Annotated in this window: 25 protein-coding genes and 5 tRNA genes; 9 read left to right on the top strand and 21 right to left on the bottom strand. The window is 59.8% G+C overall.

Translation table 11 applies throughout. The features are described 5' to 3' along the window. Positions 1 to 304: 304 nt before the first annotated feature. Positions 305 to 742 (top strand): hypothetical protein, encoded by a 438-nt coding sequence (locus GYM54_RS00150; RefSeq protein ID WP_181102470.1) that lies wholly within the window; start codon positions 305 to 307, stop codon positions 740 to 742. Then, a complete protein-coding gene (locus GYM54_RS00145; protein WP_197444548.1) occupies positions 739 to 1,140 on the top strand; it encodes an META domain-containing protein in 402 nt (133 codons plus the stop codon). The genes GYM54_RS00150 and GYM54_RS00145 overlap by 4 nt, the downstream gene beginning before the upstream one ends. Positions 1,141 to 1,439: 299 nt before the next feature. On the opposite strand, the gene dinB is transcribed toward GYM54_RS00145, so the two are convergent. Next, on the bottom strand, positions 1,440 to 2,489 hold the full coding sequence (gene dinB / locus GYM54_RS00140; protein WP_374105204.1) for a DNA polymerase IV: 1,050 nt from the start codon (positions 2,487 to 2,489) through the stop codon (positions 1,440 to 1,442). A 208-nt stretch (positions 2,490 to 2,697) separates the two neighbouring features. Between dinB and GYM54_RS00135 the strand changes: the two genes are divergently transcribed. Continuing rightward, the gene (locus GYM54_RS00135) at positions 2,698 to 2,973 is read left to right on the top strand and encodes a hypothetical protein (RefSeq protein ID WP_181102886.1); all 276 of its coding nucleotides are present in this window, start codon (positions 2,698 to 2,700) and stop codon (positions 2,971 to 2,973) included. 11 nt (positions 2,974 to 2,984) lie between these two features. Here GYM54_RS00135 and GYM54_RS00130 read toward each other — a convergent pair whose 3' ends face one another. The 7 genes from GYM54_RS00130 to uvrB all read right to left on the bottom strand — a co-directional run bounded on the left by GYM54_RS00130 (position 2,985) and on the right by uvrB (position 8,042). Then, a complete protein-coding gene (locus GYM54_RS00130) occupies positions 2,985 to 3,434 on the bottom strand; it encodes a thioesterase family protein (protein ID WP_131648355.1) in 450 nt (149 codons plus the stop codon). 224 nt (positions 3,435 to 3,658) lie between these two features. Beyond that, positions 3,659 to 3,734: transfer RNA gene (locus GYM54_RS00125), tRNA-Glu, on the bottom strand. Positions 3,735 to 3,777: 43 nt separating this feature from the next. Next, positions 3,778 to 3,853: transfer RNA gene (locus GYM54_RS00120), tRNA-Ala, on the bottom strand. A gap of 49 nt (positions 3,854 to 3,902) precedes the next feature. Further along, a tRNA-Glu gene (locus GYM54_RS00115) sits at positions 3,903 to 3,978 on the bottom strand. Positions 3,979 to 4,035: 57 nt separating this feature from the next. Next, a tRNA-Ala gene (locus tag GYM54_RS00110) sits at positions 4,036 to 4,111 on the bottom strand. Positions 4,112 to 4,317: 206 nt separating this feature from the next. Then, complete coding sequence (gene gltX / locus GYM54_RS00105; protein ID WP_197444546.1) at positions 4,318 to 5,799, bottom strand: glutamate--tRNA ligase; 1,482 nt, start codon at positions 5,797 to 5,799, stop codon at positions 4,318 to 4,320. A 227-nt stretch (positions 5,800 to 6,026) separates the two neighbouring features. Continuing rightward, complete coding sequence (uvrB, locus tag GYM54_RS00100; RefSeq protein ID WP_197444545.1) at positions 6,027 to 8,042, bottom strand: excinuclease ABC subunit UvrB; 2,016 nt, start codon at positions 8,040 to 8,042, stop codon at positions 6,027 to 6,029. 240 nt (positions 8,043 to 8,282) lie between these two features. Here uvrB and GYM54_RS00095 point away from each other — a divergent pair, with 240 nt between their 5' ends. From GYM54_RS00095 to tsaA, 3 genes are all read left to right on the top strand, one after another. After that, positions 8,283 to 9,479, top strand: a complete 1,197-nt coding sequence (locus tag GYM54_RS00095; protein WP_181102482.1) for an amino acid aminotransferase — start codon at positions 8,283 to 8,285, stop codon at positions 9,477 to 9,479. Positions 9,480 to 9,530: 51 nt separating this feature from the next. After that, positions 9,531 to 9,606 (top strand) — tRNA-Asn (locus tag GYM54_RS00090). A gap of 159 nt (positions 9,607 to 9,765) precedes the next feature. Further along, positions 9,766 to 10,464: a tRNA (N6-threonylcarbamoyladenosine(37)-N6)-methyltransferase TrmO gene (gene tsaA / locus GYM54_RS00085; protein WP_181102874.1), complete on the top strand. Its 699-nt coding sequence runs from the start codon at positions 9,766 to 9,768 to the stop codon at positions 10,462 to 10,464. Between the two features lie 12 nt (positions 10,465 to 10,476). On the opposite strand, the gene GYM54_RS00080 is transcribed toward tsaA, so the two are convergent. From GYM54_RS00080 to GYM54_RS00045, 8 genes are all read right to left on the bottom strand, one after another. Further along, entirely contained in the window at positions 10,477 to 13,014 is a 2,538-nt protein-coding gene (locus tag GYM54_RS00080; RefSeq protein WP_181102485.1) for a penicillin acylase family protein, read from the bottom strand. A 68-nt stretch (positions 13,015 to 13,082) separates the two neighbouring features. Next, positions 13,083 to 13,547, bottom strand: a complete 465-nt coding sequence (locus tag GYM54_RS00075) for a DUF2489 domain-containing protein (RefSeq protein ID WP_181102488.1) — start codon at positions 13,545 to 13,547, stop codon at positions 13,083 to 13,085. A gap of 7 nt (positions 13,548 to 13,554) precedes the next feature. After that, positions 13,555 to 13,746, bottom strand: coding sequence for an SEC-C metal-binding domain-containing protein (locus GYM54_RS00070; RefSeq protein ID WP_131648349.1), 192 nt, complete (start codon positions 13,744 to 13,746; stop codon positions 13,555 to 13,557). Between the two features lie 9 nt (positions 13,747 to 13,755). Continuing rightward, entirely contained in the window at positions 13,756 to 14,253 is a 498-nt protein-coding gene (locus tag GYM54_RS00065) for an LEA type 2 family protein (RefSeq protein WP_131648348.1), read from the bottom strand. 174 nt (positions 14,254 to 14,427) lie between these two features. Next, positions 14,428 to 15,162: an S-methyl-5'-thioinosine phosphorylase gene (locus tag GYM54_RS00060; RefSeq protein ID WP_181102876.1), complete on the bottom strand. Its 735-nt coding sequence runs from the start codon at positions 15,160 to 15,162 to the stop codon at positions 14,428 to 14,430. Between the two features lie 14 nt (positions 15,163 to 15,176). Further along, positions 15,177 to 16,175 (bottom strand): beta-N-acetylhexosaminidase, encoded by a 999-nt coding sequence (gene nagZ, locus GYM54_RS00055; RefSeq protein WP_181102491.1) that lies wholly within the window; start codon positions 16,173 to 16,175, stop codon positions 15,177 to 15,179. 16 nt (positions 16,176 to 16,191) lie between these two features. After that, entirely contained in the window at positions 16,192 to 16,716 is a 525-nt protein-coding gene (locus GYM54_RS00050; protein ID WP_131648346.1) for a L,D-transpeptidase, read from the bottom strand. A gap of 39 nt (positions 16,717 to 16,755) precedes the next feature. Beyond that, positions 16,756 to 17,463, bottom strand: coding sequence for a TetR/AcrR family transcriptional regulator (locus GYM54_RS00045; protein ID WP_131648345.1), 708 nt, complete (start codon positions 17,461 to 17,463; stop codon positions 16,756 to 16,758). A 194-nt stretch (positions 17,464 to 17,657) separates the two neighbouring features. Here GYM54_RS00045 and lexA point away from each other — a divergent pair, with 194 nt between their 5' ends. Both lexA and sulA read left to right on the top strand, forming a co-directional pair. After that, positions 17,658 to 18,266 carry a transcriptional repressor LexA gene (gene lexA / locus GYM54_RS00040; RefSeq protein ID WP_181102494.1) on the top strand — a complete coding sequence of 203 codons (609 nt, stop codon included), beginning with the start codon at positions 17,658 to 17,660 and terminating at the stop codon, positions 18,264 to 18,266. Between the two features lie 170 nt (positions 18,267 to 18,436). Then, positions 18,437 to 18,919, top strand: coding sequence for an SOS-induced cell division inhibitor SulA (sulA, locus tag GYM54_RS00035; protein WP_181102497.1), 483 nt, complete (start codon positions 18,437 to 18,439; stop codon positions 18,917 to 18,919). Between the two features lie 66 nt (positions 18,920 to 18,985). Here the strand turns inward: sulA and GYM54_RS00030 are convergent, their stop codons facing one another. Next, positions 18,986 to 19,222 carry a hypothetical protein gene (locus GYM54_RS00030; RefSeq protein WP_131648343.1) on the bottom strand — a complete coding sequence of 79 codons (237 nt, stop codon included), beginning with the start codon at positions 19,220 to 19,222 and terminating at the stop codon, positions 18,986 to 18,988. 207 nt (positions 19,223 to 19,429) lie between these two features. Here GYM54_RS00030 and GYM54_RS00025 point away from each other — a divergent pair, with 207 nt between their 5' ends. Continuing rightward, positions 19,430 to 20,269 (top strand): DMT family transporter, encoded by an 840-nt coding sequence (locus GYM54_RS00025; RefSeq protein WP_197444544.1) that lies wholly within the window; start codon positions 19,430 to 19,432, stop codon positions 20,267 to 20,269. Between the two features lie 33 nt (positions 20,270 to 20,302). Here GYM54_RS00025 and GYM54_RS00020 read toward each other — a convergent pair whose 3' ends face one another. The 4 genes from GYM54_RS00020 to fadA all read right to left on the bottom strand — a co-directional run bounded on the left by GYM54_RS00020 (position 20,303) and on the right by fadA (position 25,337). Beyond that, on the bottom strand, positions 20,303 to 20,821 hold the full coding sequence (locus GYM54_RS00020; RefSeq protein WP_181102501.1) for a DUF6586 family protein: 519 nt from the start codon (positions 20,819 to 20,821) through the stop codon (positions 20,303 to 20,305). A 114-nt stretch (positions 20,822 to 20,935) separates the two neighbouring features. Next, a complete protein-coding gene (gene topA, locus GYM54_RS00015) occupies positions 20,936 to 23,542 on the bottom strand; it encodes a type I DNA topoisomerase (protein ID WP_181102503.1) in 2,607 nt (868 codons plus the stop codon). A gap of 310 nt (positions 23,543 to 23,852) precedes the next feature. Further along, a complete protein-coding gene (locus tag GYM54_RS00010; RefSeq protein WP_181102505.1) occupies positions 23,853 to 24,080 on the bottom strand; it encodes a DUF1653 domain-containing protein in 228 nt (75 codons plus the stop codon). A gap of 81 nt (positions 24,081 to 24,161) precedes the next feature. After that, complete coding sequence (gene fadA / locus GYM54_RS00005; protein WP_131648338.1) at positions 24,162 to 25,337, bottom strand: acetyl-CoA C-acyltransferase FadA; 1,176 nt, start codon at positions 25,335 to 25,337, stop codon at positions 24,162 to 24,164.

Here is a 25,337-nt window from a genome sequence, read left to right as displayed (position 1 = left end):
GGAATGGCGAGTCTCGCCGCCGAAAACAGCCCCCAGGCCGCGTAACCCTGGCTCCCCGCCCTCCAAAAAGACAGCAACCACTCGGTTCGCCCCCTCTCCCCTCCGGGGAGAGGGCTGGGGTAAAGCGGCAGACGACCTTGCTGCCGGAGCCCCGCTCGCCGTGCCTTAGACCGATTGCCCAGCAACGCATCGGAAAACCGGATTGCTCGATTACTTTGCCTCGTCCAGCGCAGCCTCTGCTCAACTAGCGTGCTAGCATTACGGCCCGCCGCAAAAGCCCCCTCATTCCAGTCGATCGCGAGTCATGGCCGAACACGATTTCCGTTACAACCTGCTCAACCCCGCACACACCCTGACCGAATGCCGCGCTCTGGCACCGGGCCGCTATCAGGTCACAGGTAACGGCGGCAACATCCGCTCGGGCGACGTGCTCATCGTCACGCTCAAAGGCAGCCGGGAGCTCTTCCAGCGCCTGACGGTCGACAAGGTTCGACACCTGATCAATCCGCCGGGCCAGTGGATGGCCGTGGCGAGCGGCCCGGTGTTTCGTGAACTGGCGATCATTAACTGGCAGGTCGACTGCGACGCTTGCGGTAAACAGCTGGATTTCGAATTCGCCGTGGACGCAGCCAAAGGAGAAGCCGCTCGCGCCCCGGCGGCCGAAGCGCGGATCAGCGAATTGGGCTGGACGAACGACGGCGGTCGACACCTGTGCCCCACATGCCGGGAGCCCAAACAATGAACAAGTTCATCATGGCCAGCCTTGCCGTGTTGTCTGTCAGCGGTTGCTCAGTCGACCCGCTCACCCTGCAGCATGACGTCACTTACATCGCCGAATGGATCGGCGAAGACCCCGTGGTAGGCCGCAACCCGGTCTCGCTGACCTTCAGCGAAGACCGCGTCTACGGCAACGCCGGCTGCAATCACTGGTTCGCCAACTACCAGCTTGACGGTCAGCAGATCCGCTTCAGCGAAGTAGGCAGCACGCGCAAGATGTGCGCCGACCACATCATGAAGCAGGAACAGCAGTTCCTGGATTTGCTTTCCCGTGTTGAGCGCTGGGACGTATCCAAAATCGATCAGCTGCGCTTCTGGCCAGCTGAAGGCGCCCCGCTCCGCGTCTGGCCGGAACAGAACTGACTGCGCCACAAGTGTGCGAATTGCATGCAGTTGCACTCTATTTGCGCGAAACGAGCGAAGGCAGCCATCGCACTAGCTTGATATCGCCACCCCAAAACCCAGCAAGAACGCGGCCCTTGGCGAACGCAGCCTCCAATCAGTTGATTGCAGATACCCAAAACGGAACTGGCATATGCGATGCATAGCTTTATTCAGCCAGTTTCGGGGACCTCGGTACAGGCAGGCCGGGGCAACCCCTCTTTTATGCCAAGTGTGCCGCACGAAACCGTTGAATTGACGGAGCCACCAGCGGCAGAAGGCTAGAACAGACTCAGCTGCATGAAGTCGTTGCGTAGATCAATCAAACGGACCCCGACGCCCATCAGCCGCACTGGACGCTTACCACGCGCATAGGCGCCGGCAACGAGATCAGCGTAATTCTCCAGCTCAAGGCCGGCGCCTGCCTGCTCTAAGGTCGTCTGGGTGAAGTCGTGAAATTTGAGTTTGACGAAGGGTTTGCCCGGTCGGTATCCACTGTCGAGCCGCGCCATCCGGCCGGCGAGTGCTTCGAGCAGTTCGGGTAATCGTTCCAGGCAGGCTGCGAGGTCCGGCAGGTCGCGCTCGTAGGTGTTTTCAACGCTGACCGACTGGCGCCGTCTTTCAACTTTAACCAGGCGCTCATCGACCCCGTGCGCCAGCCCCCAGAGCCGCTCGCCGAACGAACCGAAATCCCGAACCAGATCCAGGCGCTTCCAGGTGCGTAGATCCGCGCAGGTGTGGATGCCCAGTCGCTTGAGCTTTTCGGCAGTCACGCGGCCGACGCCATGCAACTTGGCGACCGGTAGCGCCAGCACGAAGTCTTCGACCTGATCCGGGGTAATCACGAACAATCCGTCAGGCTTGTTCCAATCACTGGCGATCTTGGCGAGAAACTTGTTCGGCGCAACGCCCGCCGAAACCGTGATGCGCAGCTGCTGCCATACCCGGCGGCGAATATCCTGGGCGATACGTGTCGCACTGCCGGAGAAGTGTTCGCAATCGCTCACGTCCAGAAAGGCCTCGTCGAGCGACAGGGGCTCGATAAGATCGGTATAGGTACGAAAGATCTCGTGGATCTCGCGCGAGGCTTCCTTATAGGCGTCCATACGGGGCCGAAGGATCAGCAGGTCTGGACAGAGCTTCAGTGCATGCCCAGACGCCATCGCAGAGCGTACACCGTAGGCGCGTGCTTCGTAGTTGCAGGTGGCAATGACGCCACGCCGGTCGGCCAGCCCGCCCACAGCGATAGGTCGGTTCGCCAGACTGGGATCGTCACGCATCTCGATGGCCGCGTAGAAGCAATCGCAATCGACGTGGATGATTTTGCGCAGCTTGTTAACCAACTGGCCTGCCTTGAATTTGAACTGAATCGGTCCACTTGAAAAATGCGATCGATACCCATCGAACCACGACGAGGCCAGACTGAGCGGCACCATTATCCATCATCCCGCGACCAGAGCGCTCAATCGCTGCGAGCGAACAATCCTCCATGCATCGAGTCGGAATTAGGGAGTAGGCCAATCACTACCGGAGACTCCTATGAAAACCACGCATCTTACCGCCGCCGTCTTTGCCAGCTTTATTGCCACTGGCGCGATGGCTAACCAGGACGATATGCATGACAGCACACACGGTGCCGCCAGTGACGCCCATGGCAGCGCCATGAGCGAAAACCATCAGCGCGCCAACACTGCCGATGTCAATGAAGACGGCACGACCCTGGATGAAAAAATGAAAAAAGAAGTACAAGACGATTGGCGCGAAGACGCCGATGAACGCCGTGATGCCGATGTGAGCAAACCGGAACAGCGTTGACTTGAGGCCCGTTAGAGTTCGAGGGGATAAGGCTGAACCAAGGCCTGGCCGTACCCCTCCACGAACTCCAGCGGCATCCGTTTGGGCTTGCCACTCGACATCTGAATGCAGACGAAGGTGGTCTGAGCCCGTAGCAGGGTCGTGCCATCTGCCGGCCTGACCAACTGGAAGTTACGCTTCATCTTCAACCGCTGATCGGAATCGACGATCCAGGTTGCCAACTGCAGGCGATCGCCCAGATAAGCCGCTGCCAGATAATCGATCTCATGCCTGAGCACGGCCATTGCTCGATCCAGACGGCGGTAATCCTCCACTCCCAGACCCAGACTCTGAGAGTGCTGCCAGGCGCTCTGCTCCAACCATGAGACATACACCGCATTGTTGGCATGGCCTAACTCGTCGATATGGTCGGCCTCGACTGCGATGTCGATTATGAACGCGTCGGCTTGATCCCAAATCATGCATCCCTCCTCGCTGTGCTGTGCGCCGTCAGACGCAATACTCCTATTGGAAGCTAGACGCTGCTGGATGTCACGCCTGCGCCGAACGTCTATGACGGACCATTCAGCACAGCGAGCCGTTTCAACCGGATGAATGGGATCTTGCACCCACTTTAAACGCGCCCAAACAAAAAGGGCCACTTCGTGAGAAATGACCCTTTGGCGCCCAAAACGGGCAATAAAAATGGCGTCCCCTAGGGGACTCGAACCCCTGTTACCGCCGTGAAAGGGCGGTGTCCTAGGCCACTAGACGAAGGGGACGAAACCTTCGAACGATTCAGCGACTGCCGAAACGCGTGGAAATTGGTGGAGCTAGACGGGATCGAACCGTCGACCTCTTGCATGCCATGCAAGCGCTCTCCCAGCTGAGCTATAGCCCCGGATTTAACGTCTCCCGACTCGCGATGCTTGCGCAACGCTGCTGGAATATGGCGTCCCCTAGGGGACTCGAACCCCTGTTACCGCCGTGAAAGGGCGGTGTCCTAGGCCACTAGACGAAGGGGACAAAACCTTCTTACGCGACCCGCCGCTAGGCGTGTCGGTGGCAATCATCGTCCGAGATTGGTGGAGCTAGACGGGATCGAACCGTCGACCTCTTGCATGCCATGCAAGCGCTCTCCCAGCTGAGCTATAGCCCCATCTCGAGGACGGGGCGCATATTAGGGGCGACCCTGCACAGTGTCAACGAAATTTTTACTGGCCGGTGAAGAAATTTCGACAGAAGAACAATTACTTACCGCCGACGGATGGCGCGTCTCAAATTTTTCGCGAGCAAGCCCGCTCCCACAGAAACCTGTGCTTCGTATCGCAGGTGCCGGCTAGTTCACGAAGCGTTTAAAACCGCTCAAACAATCGCTGCCAACAGCTTCTCCCACTCCTTCACTTCTTTCTTCGACGCCCCGCCGAGCAACTCCAACGCCTGGCGCAGACGGAAGCGAGTCAGATCAGGACCGAGAATCTCCATAGCATCAAGCACTGACACAGAACTGGCCTGACCGGTGATCGCGGCGAACATCAGCGGCATCACGTCACGTAGTTTCAGCTCCAAGTGCGCAGCCACCGCCTGAATGACATCAGTGATGCGCTCCTTATCCCAATGGCGAAGCGCTTCGAGCTTCCACAGCGTCAGTTGCAACACTTGACGCACCTGGATTTCGTCCAGCTTCTTGTGAGCGAATAGCGACGGATCGAGGTTCAGCGCACCAGAGAAGAAGAAACCGGCCAGCGGCGCGATCTGGCTGAAGGTCTCCACCCTACCCTGCACGTGCGGTGCGATCTTCATCAGGTACTCGGGGTTTAGCGCCCATTTCTGCACCTGGCTGGCGAAGGTCTCGACGCTCAGCTCACGGATCCACTGACCGTTGAGCCAGGACAGTTTCTCAACATCGAAGATCGGCCCGCCCAGGGAAACGCGGTTGATGTCGAAGTGCTCGATCATTTCCGCCAGGGTGAATTTCTCACGCTCGTCGGGCATCGACCAACCCATGCGGCCCAGGTAGTTGAGCATCGCCTCGGGCATGAAGCCCATGCGTTCGTAGAAGGTAACCGAGGTAGGGTTCTTGCGCTTGGACAACTTGCTCTTGTCCGGATTGCGCAGCAGCGGCATATAGCACAGCTGCGGCTGTTCCCAGCCGAAGTATTCGTAGAGTTTGATCAGCTTGGGTGCCGACGGCAGCCACTCTTCGCCACGCAGCACGTGGGTGATGCCCATCAGGTGGTCATCGACCACGTTGGCGAGGAAATAGGTTGGCAGGCCATCAGCCTTCATCAGCACCTGCATGTCCATGCGGTCCCAGCCGATCTCGACGGTGCCGCGCAGCATGTCCTGCACTTGGCAAATGCCTTCGCTGGGCACTTTCATGCGGATCACGTGGGATTCGCCACTGGCGATGCGCTGTTGCGCCTCGGCTGGCGCGATGTGCATGCAGTGCCCGTCGTAGCGCGGGGTTTCCTTATTGGCCATCTGCTCGGCGCGCACCTGATCGAGGCGCTCGGCGCTGCAGAAGCACGGGAAGGCATGGCCCTTGGCGACCAGTTCGTCCGAGTACTTCTTGTAGATCTCACCACGCTCGCTCTGCCGGTAGGGGCCATGCGGGCCGCCGACGTCCGGGCCTTCGTCCCATTCGATGCCCAACCAGCGCAGGGCATCGTAGATCTGCTGTTCGGATTCGCGGGTCGAGCGCAACTGGTCGGTGTCCTCGATACGCAGAATGAACTGACCACCATGCTGGCGGGCGAAGCAGAGGTTGAACAGCGCGATATAGGCTGTGCCGACGTGCGGGTCGCCAGTGGGAGATGGCGCGATGCGGGTGCGAACGGTGGTCATGAAAGATCTCGAACGAACGTAAATCGAAGGGATGAATGGTAACAGGCACGCCGTAAGACGCTCCAGTTCGGATGGAATCGCCGAAGGCGCCTCCATCGTTTACTGCGAACTGGCCACATCCGCCTGCACACATGAAGCTTGATCCGAGAACGCCGGATTACGCCCTCGGCTAATCCAACCCACTTGGCTACGTGTTGCAACCGCTGCAACGTCCCGCTTCTTCCCCCCTACACCTGCAACAACCGCTCGCGCAGTTTGTGTATCTCGTCGCGCGTCTGCGCGGCGGCCTCGAACTCCAGGTCGCGTGCGTAGGCAAGCATCTTTTCTTCCAACTGTCGGATACGCTTGGTGATCTCGCTAGGCGAACGCAGCTCGTTTTCGTAACGCGCCGCCTCCTCCGCCGCCTTGGCCTCGCCGCGGCGCTTCTTGCTGCGCGAGCCCGGCACGGTGGCCCCCTCGAGGATGTCCTGCACATCCTTGAACACCCCCTTGGGCACGATGCCGTGAGCCTCGTTGAAGGCGATCTGCTTGTTGCGCCGGCGCTCAGTTTCATCGATGGCGCGCTGCATCGAGCCGGTCACGTTGTCGGCGTAGAGAATCGCCCGACCGTTGAGGTTGCGCGCCGCACGGCCAATGGTCTGGATCAGCGAACGCTCGGAACGCAGAAAGCCTTCCTTGTCCGCATCGAGGATCGCCACCAGCGACACCTCCGGCATGTCCAGGCCTTCGCGTAGCAGGTTGATGCCTACCAATACGTCGAACACGCCCAGGCGCAAGTCGCGGATGATCTCCACCCGCTCCACGGTATCGATATCCGAGTGCAGGTAGCGCACGCGCACGCCGTGGTCGCCGAGGTAGTCGGTCAGATCCTCCGCCATGCGCTTGGTCAGGGTGGTAACCAGCACGCGCTCTTCCTTGGCCACGCACTTGGTGATCTCCGATAGCAGATCATCGACCTGAGTCAGCGCCGGTCGTATTTCGATTTGCGGATCGACCAGCCCCGTAGGCCTCACCACCTGTTCGACCACACGCCCGGCGTGCTCAGCTTCGTAAGGGCCCGGCGTGGCCGAAACGAAGATAGTCTGCGGGCTGATCGCCTCCCACTCGTCGAAGCGCATGGGCCGGTTATCTAGCGCCGACGGCAGGCGGAAGCCGTACTCCACCAGGGTTTCCTTGCGCGAGCGGTCGCCTTTGTACATGGCGCCGACCTGCGGCACGCTGACGTGAGATTCGTCGATCACCAGCAGCGCATCGGCCGGCAAATAGTCGTACAGCGTTGGCGGCGCCTCGCCGCTGTCGCGCCCCGAGAGGTAGCGTGAGTAGTTCTCGATGCCATTGCAGTAACCCAGCTCCATGATCATTTCCAGATCGAAGCGGGTGCGCTGCTCCAGGCGCTGCGCCTCCACCAGCTTGTTCTGACTGCGCAGGTAGTCCAGCCGGTCCTTGAGTTCGACCTTTATCTTTTCCACCGCCTCCAGCAGGATTTCGCGCGGCGTTACGTAGTGGCTCTTGGGGTAGAAGGTGAAGCGTGGCAGCTTGCGGATGACCTCGCCGGTCAGCGGGTCGAAGGCCGACAGACTTTCCACTTCGTCATCGAAGAGCTCTATGCGCACCGCTTCCAGGTCGGATTCGGCGGGGAAAATGTCGATCACGTCTCCCCTTACACGGAAGGTCGCACGGGCGAAATCCATATCGTTGCGGGTGTATTGCAGACCGGTCAGACGGCGCAACAACTCACGCTGATCGAGCCGGTCGCCGCGGTCCACATGCAGCACCATCTTCAGGTACGACTGGGGATCACCCAGGCCGTAGATGCAGGACACCGTGGTGACGATGATGGCGTCCTTGCGTTCCAGCAGCGCCTTGGTCGCCGACAGGCGCATCTGCTCGATATGGTCGTTGATTGAGGCATCCTTCTCGATGAAGGTGTCAGACGACGGTACATAGGCCTCGGGCTGGTAGTAGTCGTAGTAGGAGACGAAATACTCCACCGCGTTGCGCGGAAAGAACGCCTTGAACTCACCGTAAAGCTGCGCCGCCAGTGTTTTGTTCGGCGCCAGCACCAGCGTCGGGCGCTGCACGTGAGCGATCACGTTGGCGATGCTGAAGGTCTTGCCCGAGCCCGTCACGCCCAGCAGCGTCTGGTGCGACAACCCGGCCTCGATGCCTTCGATCATCTGCCGAATGGCTTCGGGCTGATCACCGGCGGGTTTGAAACGGGTGACCAGTTCAAATTGCGACATAACGACCTCTGGAGTTGCGGACCGGCTGGAGCGCCGATTGTGACATTTTGGGTGCCATCCGGAAGCGATGCCAGGCGGAACCCTGCGCTGTCGAAGGGCGCCAATTCTGTCAGAAAAACCGCCCCGGCATCTCGCGACCGAGGACCGGTGCGGCTATACTCCTGCCCCGTTTGCGCACCGCCCTCAGCGCGAAGCGAGGGTGCTGTATCACTCACCTTCTTCTCTTCGAGCCTCCCCACCATGAGTTTGTTCTCTGCTGTCGAAATGGCGCCGCGCGATCCGATTCTCGGCCTCAATGAAGCCTTCAACGCCGACACGCGGCTGAACAAGGTCAACTTGGGAGTTGGCGTTTATTACAACGAAGAAGGCCGCATTCCTCTGTTGCGCGCAGTTGCCGCTGCAGAAATGGCACGCCTGGAGCTGAACGCACCGCGCGGTTACCTACCCATCGAAGGGATCGCCAGCTATGACATGGCGGTTCAGGGACTGCTATTCGGCGCGGATTCGGCGCTGGTGGCCGACGGCCGCGTAGTGACCAGCCAAGCCCTAGGCGGCACCGGCGCGCTGAAGATCGGTGCCGACTTCCTCAAGCGCATCCTGCCGGATGCCGTGGTCGCCATCAGCAACCCCAGCTGGGAAAATCATCGCGCCCTGTTCGAATCCGCCGGTTTCGCCGTACAAAACTACGCCTATTACGATGCCGCCACTCATGGCGTCGACCGCGCAGCCATGCTCGAAGACCTGAAGAATCTTCCGCCCCGCTCCATCGTCGTGCTGCACGCCTGCTGCCACAACCCCACCGGCGTCGACCTGCTGCCCGAAGACTGGAAGCAGGTACTGGAAGTCCTGCGTGCCAAAGATCACGTACCCTTCATCGACATCGCCTACCAGGGCTTCGGTGACGGCATCGAGGAAGACGCCGCTGCGGTGCGCCTATTCGCCGAATCCGGCATGACCTTCTTCGTCTCTAGCTCGTTCTCCAAATCCTTCTCGCTGTATGGCGAGCGCGTCGGCGCGCTGTCGATGGTCACCCAGAGCCGCGAAGAGTCGACCCGCGTGCTGTCGCAGATCAAGCGCGTGATCCGCACCAACTACTCCAACCCGCCGACTCACGGCGCCACCGTGGTTTCCGCCGTGCTTAACAACGCGGAACTGCGCGCCATGTGGGAAGCCGAGCTGGGCGAGATGCGCACCCGCATTCGCGAAATGCGCCTGACCATGGTCCGCCTGCTGGCCGAGAAAGGCGCCAAACAGGACTTCAGCTTCGTCGCCAAGCAGCGCGGCATGTTCTCCTATTCCGGGCTGACCGCCGCTCAGGTCGAGCGCCTGCGCGTCGAGTTTGGCGTCTACGCCATCGGCACCGGACGCATCTGCGCGGCCGCGCTTAACCACAACAACCTGGACCACGTCACCGACGCCATCGTGCAGGTGATCTGATCGGCAAGGACTTGACTTCCCTTTTGTAAACAGTAGGATACGCACCGCTGTTCCGCGATAGCTCAGTCGGTAGAGCAAATGACTGTTAATCATTGGGTCCCTGGTTCGAGTCCAGGTCGCGGAGCCAAACTTCAAAGCCTCGGTTCATACCGGGGCTTTTTTGTGGGCGGATGGAAAGATTATTTGGCAAGCCTCCCTTCGGAGGTGCCTGCTGCGCAGCCATTGAACATACCACCCTGCGCCAGCAGGTAAGATGGCCGCTTTCTTCACCGCATACAGCACGCGCATGTCCTATTCCGTATCGCCCATTGGTTTCATCCGCTCCTGCTTCAAGGAGAAGTTCGCCATTCCTCGGCAGCCGCAACTGGCGCCCGCGGCACGTGGCGTTCTTGAGTTGCTGCCGCCGTTCGACCAGGCCCATGCGATCGAAGGCCTCGAACAGGTCAGTCACGTCTGGCTGCTATTTCTCTTCCATCAGACGCTGGAAGCCGAGCCACGCCTGCGGGTACGTCCGCCGCGACTAGGTGGCAACCGTATGGTGGGCGTCTTTGCGACCCGTTCCACGCACCGCCCGAATGGGATTGGACAATCGGTGGTCAGGCTGGAAGGGATCGCACCTGGCCGTCTGCAGCTGTCGGGAATCGATCTGCTGGACGGCACGCCGGTGCTGGATATCAAACCTTACGTGCCGTATGCCGATGCAATCACCAATGCGTACAACGGCTTGGCGACCGATGCGCCGGAGCCGATAACCGTGCACTGGACCGAGGCGAGTCTGCAACAGGCCCGTAGCGAAGCCCTGCGGTTGGGCGAGCCGCTGCAGGAGTTGATCGAACAGTGTCTGGCTCAGGACCCGAGACCGGCCTATCAGACGCCTTCACCGGCACGCCGTTACGGCACGCGCCTGTGGGACATCGATGTGCGCTGGCACTACCCTGATCCGGCGTCCATCACCGTGCTGGAAGTGACCCGGGTACCGCACTAGGTTGACCCGGCGCTACTGGCGCGCCGGGGTGAGCAATAGCCGTTGAGTACCGTAGACGTTGTCCAGATTCTCGGCCTTGAACGGAAAGCTCATGTATCCGCCTTTCAACCACGCATCGATACCGTCGGCATAGTGCGGGCTGGCCGGATTACCTGACTGACCGGAGCTGTTAAGTCCCATCATCGGTTCATCGCGTCCGAAATCGACGATGATGCGCATGGCCGGGATCAACCAGGTATCGAAGTTGTCGCCCCAGCGATAAGCCGAAACGTTCAGGGTGCTGTGATCGCCTCCCGCCGCGAACGGGCCGCGGTCGAGATAGTTGGCGATGGCGTTGATCCCAGCACGCTGACTGGCCGACATGTAGGGCGCCAGCTGTGTGGTCCCGGTTTGCCAGGTGTAGCTGTGCAAGCCACCCCAGCGCCAGGCACCGCGATCCAGCCCCTGGGCGGCTTCCATGCGTTTGGTTGCCGCTGCCAGGGAGCGCGCCAGAATGGCGGGTTTGTCCTCTTTTAGCGGCGTGCTCAGGTCATCCCAGAACGGGCTGTCGTCGCGACCGAGCAAGTGGTCCGCCTGCGCCGAGTAGGATGTGTTGGCGATATCCACCAGTCCCTTCCATGCAGCACTGGTGTCCGGCCCGAGTTCGTCGAGGAAGGTCTGTCGCGCCGACTCCGTCAGGAAGGCGGCATACAGAGCGGCGTCGGCGGAGTTTGCGGCGAGCTTACCATCGAACCTCAGAAGGCTCGTAAGCGCCTCGCGCGCCCTGTCTCGCTCAGGTGCGGCGAGCGTATCGATGGCGGTTTTCAGCGACTCGACCATTCCTGGCGCCTGCAGCATCGTTTGCAGCTTGGCAGCAAAGGTCGTGGTCTGGTCGTATTGCATGGCGATTGCACTGCGGCTGTCCTGTTTGCCCTGAGCAAGCAGCTCGGCAATGCGCTCGCCACGTTCCGGGTAAAACCAGGAGTTTGATAACTGCATGCCGTAGCCTTTGGCGACGGTGCGCTGATTGGCAGTCGCCAGCCAGCCTCGTGGCGGGTCCTGATCATAGGGGTGCAGCATGGGATCGGCGAAGCCATCCCAGTCGTAGCGGCCCTCCCAACCTGGTGACGGCATAAGACCCAGGCCTTCGCGACGATTGGGATAGCGCCCGGTCACCTGCCAGCCGGTGCTCTGCTCATCGGCAAAAACGATATTGAGTGCCGCGGCACGGATTTCACGAGCCGCCTCGAACGCTTGATCCACCGATTGCGCGCGAGTCAGGTCGAAAAACGCATCCAGCGACCGATCGCCTTCGAACTGCGTGGTTTTCAGCGCAAGCCCGTAACCGCTACTCAGCTGCAAAGGTTGCAACGGATGCTTGCGCTCGCCCAGTACGCTGTTCAGCAATGGGCCATTACGGGTCTCGTAAACTGTCTCGCGCTGCGGCCGTCCACCTTTGACGAAAAAAGTCTCGTGGCGCTCTCGGGCAGGCACCCATTTACCATCGGCGAGATAAAGCAAGCGGCCACCCTCACGGCGTACCTGCTCCAGAAACAGATCCTGGTTATCTCCCATGACCATCGTCATGCCCCAACCGAGCTTGCCGTTGAAGCCCGCGACCACGGCGGGCACGCCTGCGATCGTCACCCCCGCAGCCTGGAATCTAGGCGAACGGATCTGCACGAAATTCCAGTAAGAGGGCAACGACAACGGCAGGTGCGTGTCATTGGCCATCAGCGGTTTGCCGCTGCGGGTGTTGCTGCCGGATACGGCCCAGTTGTTCGAAGCGGCGACACCCAGCATGTTCAGTGAGGCAACCTGGGAAGCAGCGTTATCGAGCGCAGCAAGTCCCGGTATGTCTCCACTCAACTTGAGTCCCTTAAGCTTCTGGGCCTCTTCGAATGGCAGCGCCTCGTCAGGATAGACGGGCATCAGCCAAGCGAGCTTGTCGCTGCCGACTTTCTGCGCCATGACCAGCGACGCGATTTCTTCCTGCAGATTCACCGCCAGGCCGAAATTCAGCAGGCAGAACACCAGCACCGAGTCCTCAGCTTTCCAATATTCAGGGGTGTAGTCGGCGGCAGCCAGATCCATCGGCAGCCTGTCGCGATGGCGGAACAGGTATGCATTGACGCCTCGCGCATAGACTTCGAAGAAGCGCTTCATGCGCGGCGACGCATCGCGATAGAGCACGGCAGCGCTTTTTCGAAGATCGACAGCGCGCATGAAGCGATCGATATCCAGCACACCAGGCCCAGCCATCTCTGCAAGCCGCCCTTCAGCAATGAGACGCAAGCTGACCATCTGGCTCAAGCGATCAGTGGCATGGACATAACCCAGGCCGAACAACGCATCGTGGAACGTCGCCGTCTCGATCAACGGCATTCCCAGCGTGTTGCGTCGAATACTTACGCTCTTGTCCAGACCGGTAATTGCCTGGACGCCATGTGAGGGCGGAAGACTGTCGCTGTAGCGACTGTCCAGGTAGGCCTGACAACCGCTGAGGCCGCCAGTGATCAATGCAGCGCCCAGAGTCAGGCGAAACAGAACGAACGGCAGACGCAGAGACATGATGGCTCCTTGCAGGCAGGGCATGAGGAATAGACAGGATAGAGGATGCGATGCGTATGCCGTCGCGCTCAGGCGGCTTCCCGAGCTTTCGGCAAGACGTCGTCGAGCAACCAGCGAGCGGACCGGCGAGCCGCTGCCTTGTGTTGCAGTTCGAGCGCACTGAAGTTGGCTTCGTGACGGCGGCGTTCGGTTTTGTCCAAGGCTTTCCAGGCGGCGTGCGTGGGTACCTGTTCGGTTGCCTCGAAGAGCGTCTGAAATACTTGGCAGCGCGGATCCTGCCCAAGGTTCGAATCGTAATTGTCCAGCAGAACCTTGATCCGAATCGCGCCTTCGATCAGCGGCACCTGCTCGTCGAGCAGGCTGCCGGCGAGCACGCGCAGATCAGCCGCAAGCGCCACTTGCTGCTGCGCCTGCAGGGCCGCGAGTTGTTGCTCTCTGCGCCAGACCCTGCGCCACAGATGCAGAGCGTATCCAGCCAGCGCCACAATCAGCAACAGGCCAGCAACGAACAGCACAATGGCAAGGGGCGTCATGAGCGGATCAGGCTCCGTGGCACTTCTTGAATTTTTTCTGGCTACCGCAGGGGCAAGGGTCGTTGCGGCCGACATCCTTCAGCGGATTGCGTACCGGATCATGGCTGTGATTGCAGTGCGGGCCGTGAACATGAGGTGCATGGTCGTGATCGTGGTCGTGATTGCAATCGGGACCGTGCACGTGGGTTTCGTGGTTCATGAGGTGTCGCTACTCCGGGATAAAGTTGCCGGGGATTATCTCGCCATTGGTGGAGATGTGCACGCGTCGCCCGAGCATCAAACCAGTTTTCAGCTCACCATCCAGACGATAGGCGATCGGCCGATCCGGCTTCTCGAGCAAGCGCACGATGTACTTCATATGCCGCCAGAGATTGGTGTGGATGGGCACTTCGTAGTAGTCGAAGCCATGACCGGGAACTGTCGTCCAGCCGCTGGACTCGCCGCTCGCCAGCTCAATGTCGTTGAGATGAACTCTATAGATCAGGCCACGTACAGGTAGGCTCTGCTCATTGGGATTGTCGATGCGAAAACGCAGCATGAACTGCTGCTCAAGGAGTCTCGCCTTGATGATCTCAACATCGGTAAGCTGAACCCGAGGATCTTTGAAATCGCCGCTGAACCAGGTCGAACAACCCGCAAGGCCAGACAGCAGACCCAGCAAAACCACTGCTCTCGATATTCTTCTTATAAGTGAGTGGCAAAGCATTCCGGTACTCCAAAGGACGGCCAAGTGTAGCAAGCGGCAGATCAGCTGCAATGGGTGTATGGCGAAATTAGCATGTCCCTGCTACGTCTTTGCTACTCCTGCCGCTGCCATGGTCCCGTCGCGCTCTGCTCACCTTTCGGCCTCCCCCAGGAACGCCGCTGCGTCTGCATTCAATCAACCAAGCGCTCGTGCAAGCACCGCCCGCGTCTTGACTATCCCTTCCGCCAGCGCCGCTTCGATTTCAGCCATTGTGATCACACCGATGGTTTTGCCGGCGGCCGGATTGACCACCAGTGCCAGGCAGGCGTACGGCAGCTCAAGCTCGCGAGCGAGCACCGCTTCGGGCATGCCGGTCATGCCGACGATATCGCACCCATCGCGCTCCATTCTGGCAATTTCGGCCACTGTCTCCAGCCTCGGCCCCTGGGTACAGCCGTAAACGCCATGACTGCTGAATAGGTAGCCCTCGGCAGCCAGACCGGCAATCAGACGTTGACGCAGCGGTTCGTCGTAGGGGTAGCTGAAATCGACGTGAGTGACGTGCTTGATGTCGCCCTCGAAGAAGGTGTGCTCACGCCCATAGGTGTAATCAATGAGCTGATGCGGTACACACAAGTGGCCCGACCCCATCGCCGAATGGATGCCGCCGACGGCGTTCACCGCGACGATCGCCTGCGCCCCGGCGCGCTTGAGCGCCCATAAGTTGGCGCGATAGTTCACCTGATGCGGCGGGATGCGATGCGGATGACCATGGCGCGCCAGAAAGAGTATTTCTCGACCAGCATATTTCCCGCGCAGAATTTCCGCTGATGGCGGGCCGTAGGGCGTTTCCATGGGTACAGCTTCATGCAGGCTGAGCCCCGGCAGCTCGGTGAGCCCGGTGCCGCCAATAATGGCGTGGACTGTCATCTTTGTTTCCTTGGTCAAACGATCAATTCGGCTGCTTTGAGCGCGGCAATCGATGCGCGCCAACGCGGATCCTGCTTGTATTCCAGCGAGCCTGAAACACGACTGCGCATCTTCGCCAGCATCGGTGACGGTTGCGCGCCGCGACGCTGCAGCGCCGACAGTGCCAGTTCAGCTGCACCCCTGTCGTTACACACCAGCCCCATGTCGCAGCCCGCCGCAAGCGCTGCCTCGATGCGACTCGCCGCATCACCCGCGACATGCGCACCAGCCATCGACAGATCATCGCTGAAGATCACGCCCTGGAAACCCAGCTCTTTGCGCAGGATGTCCTGGAGCCACCGTTGAGAGAAACCAGCCGGTTTGTCGTCTACTTGTGGATAAATCACATGGGCCGGCATTACCGCATCCAGTTCGCCAGCTAGCCGCCGGAACGGGATCAGGTCACGCTGGCGAAGCGCCTCGAGCCCTCGCTCATCGACCGGGATCGCCACGTGCGAATCAGCCTCGGCCCACCCATGGCCCGGAAAATGCTTGCCTGTGGCTGCCATTCCAGCGCTGTGCATACCCTTGATGAACGCGCCCGCGAGCTCGGTAGCGCGTTGCGGATCGCCCTCGAAAGCGCGTGGACCAACCACTGCGCTGCGCTGATGATCGAGGTCGAGCACTGGCGCGAAGCTGAAATCCAGCCCAACCGCCAGCACTTCCGTAGCCATCACCCAACCGCAGATTTCCGCCAATTGCTGGGCATCAGCACGCAACGCGAATTCGCGCATCGCCGGTAGGCGAATGAAATCACGCCGCAGCCGCTGGACGCGTCCGCCCTCCTGATCGACCGCAAGCAAAATGTCAGGCCGTACAGCCCGAATCGCACGGCAGAGTTCCTGCACCTGACGCGGGTTTTCGATATTGCGCGCGAACAGAATCAACCCGCCTACTTCCGGCTTACGCAGCAACTGGCGATCCTCGGCGGTCAGCCAAGTGCCGGCGATGTCCAGCATCAATGAACCTTGCATGATATTGAGCAGATCCTTAATTCAGCGTTGCGCTCGACCAATCGGGGCATGCCGCTTCGCCTATCTGTACGGCACAACCAGCCGGCACCCGCGGGAACAGATCGAGCAAGTCGGCATTGCGCAGCCTGATGCAGCCGTGAGAGAGCGGTACGCCCATGGGCTCTGAATCAGGCGTGCCATGCAAATAGATGTATCGACGGAAGGTATCGACCGCGCCCATTCGGTTGTATCCGGGCTCGCAACCGCTGAGCCAAAGAATGCGGGTCAGTATCCAATCGCGTCCTGGGTAGCAATCATGCAGTTCCGGGCTCCAGACCTCGCCAGTCCAACGGCGGCCACGCAGAACAGCGTCGGCCGGCAATCCTTCGCCGATGCGCGCGCGCACCCGGTGAAGGCCACGCGGCGTACAACCGGAACCGTTGCGTTCCCCCGCACCATTAAGGGCGGTCGACACGGGAAGCCTGAGGCGCAGCCTGCCTTCGGAAAATCCGTAGAGCAGCTGGTCGGCAATTGAGATATGGAGTAAATCGAGATCAGACATGGGCGGCAAGCTTAGCCGATCGTTCCCAAACCGTGCACCTCAACTCTTGGCCGGCATTGCCAATGCATTGCGACGGGCAATGGCGTGAGCCTGCGCCAGGTCGGGATCGTCCACGCCGGAATCAGCTCGCATACCGGCCGCCAGAAACGGAACCATCATCCGCATGACCTGCTCGATGGACGTTCTGGCACCGAAGTCGTTCTCGGCTATCGCCCTCAGCGCCTTGATGCCCGACATGCTGAACGCCGCCGCGCCGAGCATGAAATGTACGCGCCAGAACAGTTCGATCGGCGGAATCGAAGGGGCAGCCTCATGCACCCGCATCATGTAGCGACGGAAGACCTTGCCATACATATCTTCGAGGTATCGCCGCAGGTGGCCCTGGCTCTGGCTGAAGGACAGGCCCAACAGGCGCATGAAGATCGACAGGTCGTCGCCACTGCGCGGCGTCACCGCCAGCGCCTGCTCGACGAGGATCTCCAGCAGCTCTTCGAGACTTTCCTTTCTGTCGGACTGGGCTTCACGCCTGTCCAACTCACGCTCGAGACTCACACAGAACGGGCCGAGAAAACGCGAGAAGACCGCCTGGATCAGGGCCTTCTTCGAACCGAAGTGGTAGTTCACCGCAGCCAGATTCACCCCGGCCTTACTGGTGATAAGACGAAGCGAAGTCTCGGCGAAGCCTTTCTCAGCGAATAACTGTTCCGCTGCGTCAAGAATACGCTCCACTGTTTCAGACTGCGCCATGCCCCCTCCTCCGACAAACACTTGTTTGAAACTTACGTTTCAGCCCACATCAAGTCAACCATCAAAGCGCCTGAACGCTTTCGCTTTCAACCAAAGTTAGCGGCACGCTCCTCCAGCTCCCCACCAAACAACGATTGCCAAGCATCAGGCACTGTATATAATCCCAGGCACTGTATAAAAGCACAGAGACGCTCATGATCAAGCTGACCCCTCGCCAGTCGGAAATTCTTTCGTTCATCAAGCGCTGCCTGGAAGACAACGGCTACCCACCTACGCGGGCGGAGATCGCTCAAGAGCTGGGATTCAAATCGCCCAATGCGGCCGAAGAGCATCTGAAAGCGCTGAACAAAAAAGGCGCTATCGAGATGACGCCTGGCGCATCGCGCGGGATACGTATTCCCGGCTTCGAACCCGCAGCCGAGGAAAGCGGCTTGCCGATCATTGGGCGAGTCGCCGCTGGCGCGCCCATTCTGGCTCAGCAACATATAGAAGAGTCCTGCCAAATCAATTCGACATTCTTTCACCCGAAAGCCGATTACCTATTGCGCGTGCACGGTATGAGCATGCGAGACATCGGCATTTTTGACGGAGACCTGTTGGCCGTCCATACCACACGAGAAGCGCGCAACGGTCAGGTCGTTGTGGCCCGCATCGATGATGAGGTCACTGTGAAACGTTTCAAGCGTGAGGGCCACAAGGTTTGGCTACTGGCCGAAAACCCTGAATTTGCCCCAATCGAAATCGATCTCAAGGAACAAGAGCTTATTATCGAAGGGTTGAGTGTCGGTGTGATACGCCGCTAACAGACCGTTAAAAAAGGTAGGCAAGACGAGGCGCGACGACCTACGGAAAAACAGCCGAAGATGCGGACCGGCCTCGCTTACGAGCTGACTGTTTGAATGAGCGCCTGAGGCTGTTTTTAACGAAGTATTGGCAATGCAGGCAGTTTCAACAGCCTGCCAAGGAGAGGTTGATGCAGTACCACCCCCAGCCCACCACAGGCAAACCACCGCAGCTGTCCTTGTTCGAAGGCCTGATTGCACATCGCTTGATGCCAATTCAGGAAGTCGTCCGCAGCAAGTCAAAAGAAACCGATGACAGCCTGAGCGAAATGACCCTGAGCGGTAGTAGTGATCACTGTCACCTGCTGCTCGCATCCATCCTTCGAGATCTTAGCGAAGCTGCCGATACGCGCTGGCTAACACTGATTGCGCCACCCGCATCGCTTTCACAAAGCTGGCTGCGAGATACCGGACTCAACCGCGACCGCATTCTGTTGTTGCAAGCTCGAGAAACGCAAGGTGCTCTTGAGCTTGCATGCAAAGCGCTCATGTCAGGCTGCAGCCATACGGTCATCACCTGGCTGCCGCGCCTCGACAAACATGGTCGGCTGAAACTCCGCGCGGCAGCGGACCAAGGTAGCGCGCGCAGCTTGAACATACGCTTGGGAAACTGACCCCAGCTGCTCGGCATAAGGAAGTGCCGAAACCCACCCAACCGCAAAGGCAACCAGGCAGCCGTCTCAATGTAGTACGCGCGGCCCCTCTTCCTCCCGCTCGAACTCCCCTTCCGATACTCGTCCCGCCATTTGCACGCCGACATTGAACATCGCCTTGGCGATTTCGACATGCTGACCTTGCAGGAACACCTTGGCATCGTCGGAAAAATCCAGCGTGACCAGAACACCCTCATCCTCAGCACGACGCAGCACGATGGTACCGTCGGGTAGCTCGACGATTTCCAGAAACGATGTTGGCATGAGTCTGCTCCCCGTGAAACGGCGCATTGTAACAGCCGACCGACTTGTCGGCTGCCCTTGGCTTCTCCACGTGAGAACCGTGCCGTGCTCATCATGGAGCGGTGGGCTTAAAGCAGGTGCGCCGTCGATCAGCGACACAGTAGGATGGGACCTTATAGAAGTCCGGACAGCAGTCAGGACAGCCCTAGCCGCTTCAAGGTACTCAGGATGAGCACAAGAACCTTACTGTTGACCGCATTGGCCATGCTCGCCTTTGCTGGCAATTCGCTGCTTTGCCGTGCCGCATTACGTGACAGTCAGGTCGACCCTACAAGCTTTACCGCGCTGCGCCTGCTGGCCGGGGCGCTGGTGCTGTGGCTACTGCTACGGCTACGTAACGGCCCTTCGGCTGCAGCTGGCGGCTGGTACGGCGCCCTCGCGCTCTTTGCCTATGCTGCAGCGTTCTCGTATGCCTATCTGCACCTCGATGCTGGCGCTGGAGCATTGATGCTGTTCGGTGCCGTGCAGCTGAGCATGATTGTCTGGGGTCTCATCACAGGAGAGCGGCTATCCCGCCTGCAGATCACCGGGCTGGTACTGGCTGCAGGGGGACTGGTCACAATCCTTCTACCCGGCACGAGCATGCCGCCGCTATCGGCTTCGTTGCTGATGGTAATTTCAGGTGTCACCTGGGCAGCCTATTCGCTGCTTGGAAAAGGCGCGCCCGATCCGCTGGCCGCCACCGCTGGGAATTTCATTCGCAGCCTGCCGTTCATGGCCGTGCTTTGCCTACTGGCTTTGGATGGGCTCGAATGGGACCGCGCAGGAGTCATATACGCCTTGTTATCCGGCGGGCTGACATCGGGTGTCGGCTACGCGATCTGGTATGCCGCGTTACCTGGCCTTACGGCTATTCAGGGCGCCAGCGTGCAGCTGAGTGTGCCGCTTATCACTGCGCTTGCGGGCAGCTTGCTGCTCGGGGAAACGCTAACCGTCCAACTCTTGATTGCCGGTGTTGCAATCCTGGGCGGCATCGCTCTGGTCCTGCGGGTCAAGCACAACACATGACGCAGCCCCGGAAAGCCGCACAAGGCTTTCCATTCACCACTCGGTGAGCGATTCGCGGAAGCGCAAGGCCAGATCCTTCAAATTGCTCCGCCAGGATTCCACATCCGCACGCGCCAATTCCGGGGTTTCTTCGTCCACGCTGATCGCCTCGATCAACGGCATGGTTGGATCGGTCTTGCGTTTGGCAGGTGCGCGTGGCGGCTCGAATAGCGCGGTATGGGCCTGCAACAATTGCGCAAGCCAGGTTTCGGAGTACGCGGCCAACTCGCTCAGCTCTGCAAGTTCCGGACTGGGAGAGGGATCGGTCGTCGGGCGCACCAACAGCAATTCGACACGCGGCGCGCTCGCTCCAGGCAGACGGTAATAACCGGCAATCTCATGGCAAAGCCCTAGCAGCGCGCCGTACAGGTGAAAAAGACTGGCCTCTCGCTCTGCCTGGATTACGCCGGGAGCGTTCAGCGCGCCATGCTCTTCGGCCCGACGCCAATTCTCGAGAGCGAGCCCGGCGAAATAGATCTTCTGATTGGTTCGGGTATACAGCTCATGAGCCATGGCGGGTCGCTCTCGTAGATCAGCGTCAAGAAAGTTGCAGGCACACCGCCTGCTTCCATCGAGGCTATGCGGCTTCCGTTCTGCCCAGCCTCGAGCTCTCTTTCCAGCTTCAGCCTATTTGGTGGTTTTGTCTTCTATCTTCCACTTGCTGCCATCGTAGAACGCCTTCCAGCCAGTCGGTTTGCCGCTCACCTCGGTCTGCACATACTGCTCCTTGGTTTTACGGCTGAAGCGGATAACGGCTGGGCGGCCTTCCGGATCCTTCTGCGGCGCACTCATCAGGAAGTGATACTTCGGGTCGATCTCATCCTTGTGTGGAATCAGCTCCAACACCAGCGGTGCACGGGTTTCGCGGTTCTTTGGAAACTGACTGGCCGCAAGGAACAACCCGGATGCGCCGTCACGCAGAACATAAGTATCGTCCACCTTTTCGCATTTGAGTTCCGGCATCTTCACCGCATCCATCTTCGGCGGCGCCGCCTCACCACTTCTGAGTAGTTTGCGCGTGTTCTTGCACTCAGCGTTGGTACAACCGAAGAACTTGCCGAAACGACCGGTTTTGAGCTGCATTTCGCTGCCGCATTTATCGCATTCCAGGCTCGGACCTTCGTAACCCTTGATGCGGTACTGGCCTTCTTCGATTTCATAGCCGGTGCAATCGGGGTTATTGCCACAGATATGCAGCTTGTGCGTCTCGTCCAGCAGGTAGGCATCCATGGCGGTGCTACAGATCGGACAACGATGCTTGCCCAGCAGCACGAGAGATTCGGACTCGCCCTCGTCGTCGGCGGCAATCTCGTCACCTGGAATAAGGTTGACCGTGGACTTGCAGCGCTCTTTCGGCGGTAGGCTGTAACCAGAGCAGCCGAGGAACACGCCCGTGGAAGCCGTGCGGATCATCATCGGTCGGCCACAGACCTTGCAGGGAATGTCGGTCAGCGTCGGCTGGTTGGCACGCATACCATTTTCGCCGGCCTCGGCGACATCCAGCTTCTTGCGGAAGTCGCCGTAGAATTCGTCCAGCACGTGCTTCCATTCACGCTCGCCCTGGGCGACGTCGTCGAGGTGCTCTTCCATGCCGGCGGTGAAGCCGTAATCCATCAGGTTGTTGAAGCTTTCAGACAGGCGCTCGGTGACGATGTCGCCCATCTTCTCGGAGTAGAAGCGACGGTTGTGCAGCGACACGTAACCGCGATCTTGAATGGTCGAGATGATCGCCGCATAGGTGGACGGCCGACCGATGCCACGCTTTTCCATCTCTTTGACCAGGCTTGCTTCCGAGAAGCGCGCCGGCGGCTTGGTGAAATGCTGGCTCGGGTCAAGCTGGAGCAGCGCCATGGCATCGCCCTTGTTCATCTCCGGCAGTACATCGTCTTCGCCGCTCTTGCTCTGCTGTGGCATGACCTTGGTATAACCGTCGAACTTGAGAATGCGGCCCTTGGCACGCAGCTCGAAGTTCCCGGCTGTCACCGCGACGCTGGTGGACAGATACTGCGCCGGCGGCATTTGGCAGGCGACGAACTGGCGCCAGATGAGATCGTAGAGCCGCTCAGCATCACGTTCCATTCCGGACAGCTGCGCCGGCCGCAGATTGACATCGGACGGGCGGATCGCTTCGTGCGCTTCCTGGGCGCCTTCCTTGCTGGAATAAACGTTGGGCTTTTCCGGCAGGTACTTATCGCCGAACTCGTCCTGGATGAAGCCGCGCACCATGCCGACGGCATCGGCCGAGAGATTGGTCGAGTCGGTACGCATGTAGGTGATGTAACCGGCTTCGTACAAACGCTGGGCCATCATCATGGTTTTCTTCACGCCGAAGCCGAGGCGATTGCTCGCCGCCTGCTGCAGGGTCGATGTGATGAAGGGCGCGGACGGCTTGCTGCTGGTCGGCTTGTCTTCGCGCTTGGTGACGTTGTAGCTCGCCCCGCGCAACTGCTCCAGCGCAGCCATGGCATGAGCTTCGTTCAGCGGTTTGAACGCCTCGCCATTTTCGCGCGCCACTTCGAAGCGAACCTTGGCCTTGTCGGCGGTGGCCAGGTCGGCGTGAACTTCCCAATACTCTTCCGGAACGAAGGCGCGGATCTCACGTTCGCGCTCGACCACTAGCTTCACCGCAACAGACTGCACGCGTCCGGCCGACAGACCGCGGGCGATCTTGGCCCACAGCAGCGGCGAAACCATGTAGCCCACTACGCGGTCGAGGAAGCGTCGTGCCTGCTGCGCGTTGACGCGGTTGATATCCAGCTCGCCCGGTTTGGAGAAGGCTTCTTGGATCGCCTTCTTGGTGATCTCGTTGAACACCACGCGCTTGAAGCGGCTGTCGTCACCGCCGATGGATTCACGCAGGTGCCAGGCGATGGCCTCCCCCTCTCTATCCAAGTCGGTCGCGAGATAGATGGTGTCGGCTTCCTTGGCCAGGCGACGCAACTCTTCGATCACCTTTTCCTTGCCCGGTAGGATCTCGTACTTGGCTTTCCAGCCGTGCTCAGGGTCGATCCCCATACGGGTGAACAGCTGACGCTTGGCTTTTTCCTTCGGCGACAGCGCAGGAGCCTCGGCGACGGCCTTGCCACGCTTGGCCGGTTCGCGAGCCGCGGAACCGCTGGTAGGAAGGTCGCGGATGTGGCCGATACTCGACTTCACCACGTACTGGTTGCCCAAATACTTGTTGATTGTCTTGGCCTTGGCCGGTGATTCCACGATGACCAGCGATTTACCCATGGAGACGAGAGTTCCTGAATCGAGAGGTGAACTGAGAATATCGAACCGACAGTAGACGGGCGTCACGAACGCTCGACCTGCCTGAAAGAAGCGAAGCAGCCCTTTTACGGGACTGCAAAGAGCAGTCATTTGCTCCGGAAATCTTTCGTACCCACGGCCAGAATCCATTGACGGCCTGGCTGTCCGGTGGGTTTTGTACTGCCCGAAACCCGGCGAAGTCGCCAGCACTCGGTTTGAAAGCACCGCTATATATAGTGGCGATAGAGCCGAGGTCAAGCATAAGGGTTAAGCCAGAGTGGCCTGACGGCACTCAAAAACGGCTGGGCTCGACTTCGACCAATGCAAAACGGGGGAGCGTTTCGCCGTCGACCTCCACCGTCTCGGTAAACATCGACAACGGACGCACCCAAAGACCGAAATCCCCGTAGAGCGCCTGATAGAAGACGACTGGTTCTTCGGTTTCGGAATGCCTGGCAACTGCATATACCCGGTACTCCGGGCCTTTGTAATGACGATAACGGCCTGGTGTGACCTGCATCTGGACTGCCTCTGAAAAAATCACATATCCATCAAATGAAAACCGGGGCACGAGGCCCCGGTTTCCGTGTCACCGAACAGCTTAGACGCGTTCGAACACCGTGGTGATACCTTGGCCCAGACCGATACACATGGTGGAGACCCCCAACGTGCCGCCGTTCTGCTTCATGACGTTCAGCAGAGTGCCGGAGATACGCGCACCGGAACAGCCGAACGGGTGACCCAAGGCGATGGCGCCACCATGCAGGTTGACCTTCTGCTCCATCTTGTCGAGCAGTTTCAGATCCTTCAGCACGGGCAGCGCCTGGGCGGCAAAGGCTTCGTTGAGTTCGACGTGATCGATGTCGTCCATGGTCAGACCGGCGCGCTTGAGCGCCTTCTGGGTAGCCGGTACAGGACCGTAGCCCATGATCGCCGGATCGACACCAGCCAGCGCCATCGAGCGAATCACGGCCAGCGGCTGGATGCCAAGATCCTGAGCGCGCTGTGCGGACATCACGATCATGCAGGACGCGCCATCGGTGATCTGCGAGGAAGTCCCCGCCGTCACGGTGCCGCCCTTGGGATTGAACGCAGGCCGGAGGGTGGCCAGGCTTTCCAGGGTGGTTTCTGGGCGAATGGTTTCGTCGTAGTCGAAGACCTTGAGGAAGCCGTTCTCGTCATGGCCCTGCATCGGGATGATTTCATCCTTGAACAGGCCTTCGACGGTCGCCTTGTGCGCCAGACGGTGCGAACGCTCACCGAAGGCATCCTGCTGCTCGCGAGTGATGCCGTGCATCTTGCCCAGCATTTCTGCGGTCAGGCCCATCATGCCGGACGCCTTAGCGGCATACAGCGACAGCTGCGGGTTCGGATCGACGCCGTGCATCATGCTGACGTGGCCCATGTGCTCGACACCACCGACGACGAACACATCGCCATTGCCGGTCATGATCGCCTGAGCGGCAGTATGTAGCGCGCTCATCGACGAGCCGCACAGGCGGCTGACGGTCTGCGCAGCACTGGTGTGCGGAATGCGGGTCATCAGCGACGCCATGCGCGCGATGTTCCAGCCCTGTTCCAGGGTCTGGTTGACGCAGCCCCAGATCACATCTTCCACTTCTGCCGGATCGACTTTCGGATTGCGCGCGAGCACGCCTTCGATCAGTTGCGCGGACATGGTCTCGGCGCGGGTGTTGCGGTGCATGCCGCCCTTGGAACGACCCATCGGGGTACGGCCGAAGTCGACAATGACGACGTCTCTCGGATTAAGGCTCAT

Origin of the sequence: Pseudomonas sp. MTM4, assembly GCF_019355055.1 — a bacterium.
Lineage (GTDB): Bacteria > Pseudomonadota > Gammaproteobacteria > Pseudomonadales > Pseudomonadaceae > Stutzerimonas.
Note: the sequence above shows the minus strand (reverse complement) of the source record. Positions and strands in the feature narration are given on the sequence as shown.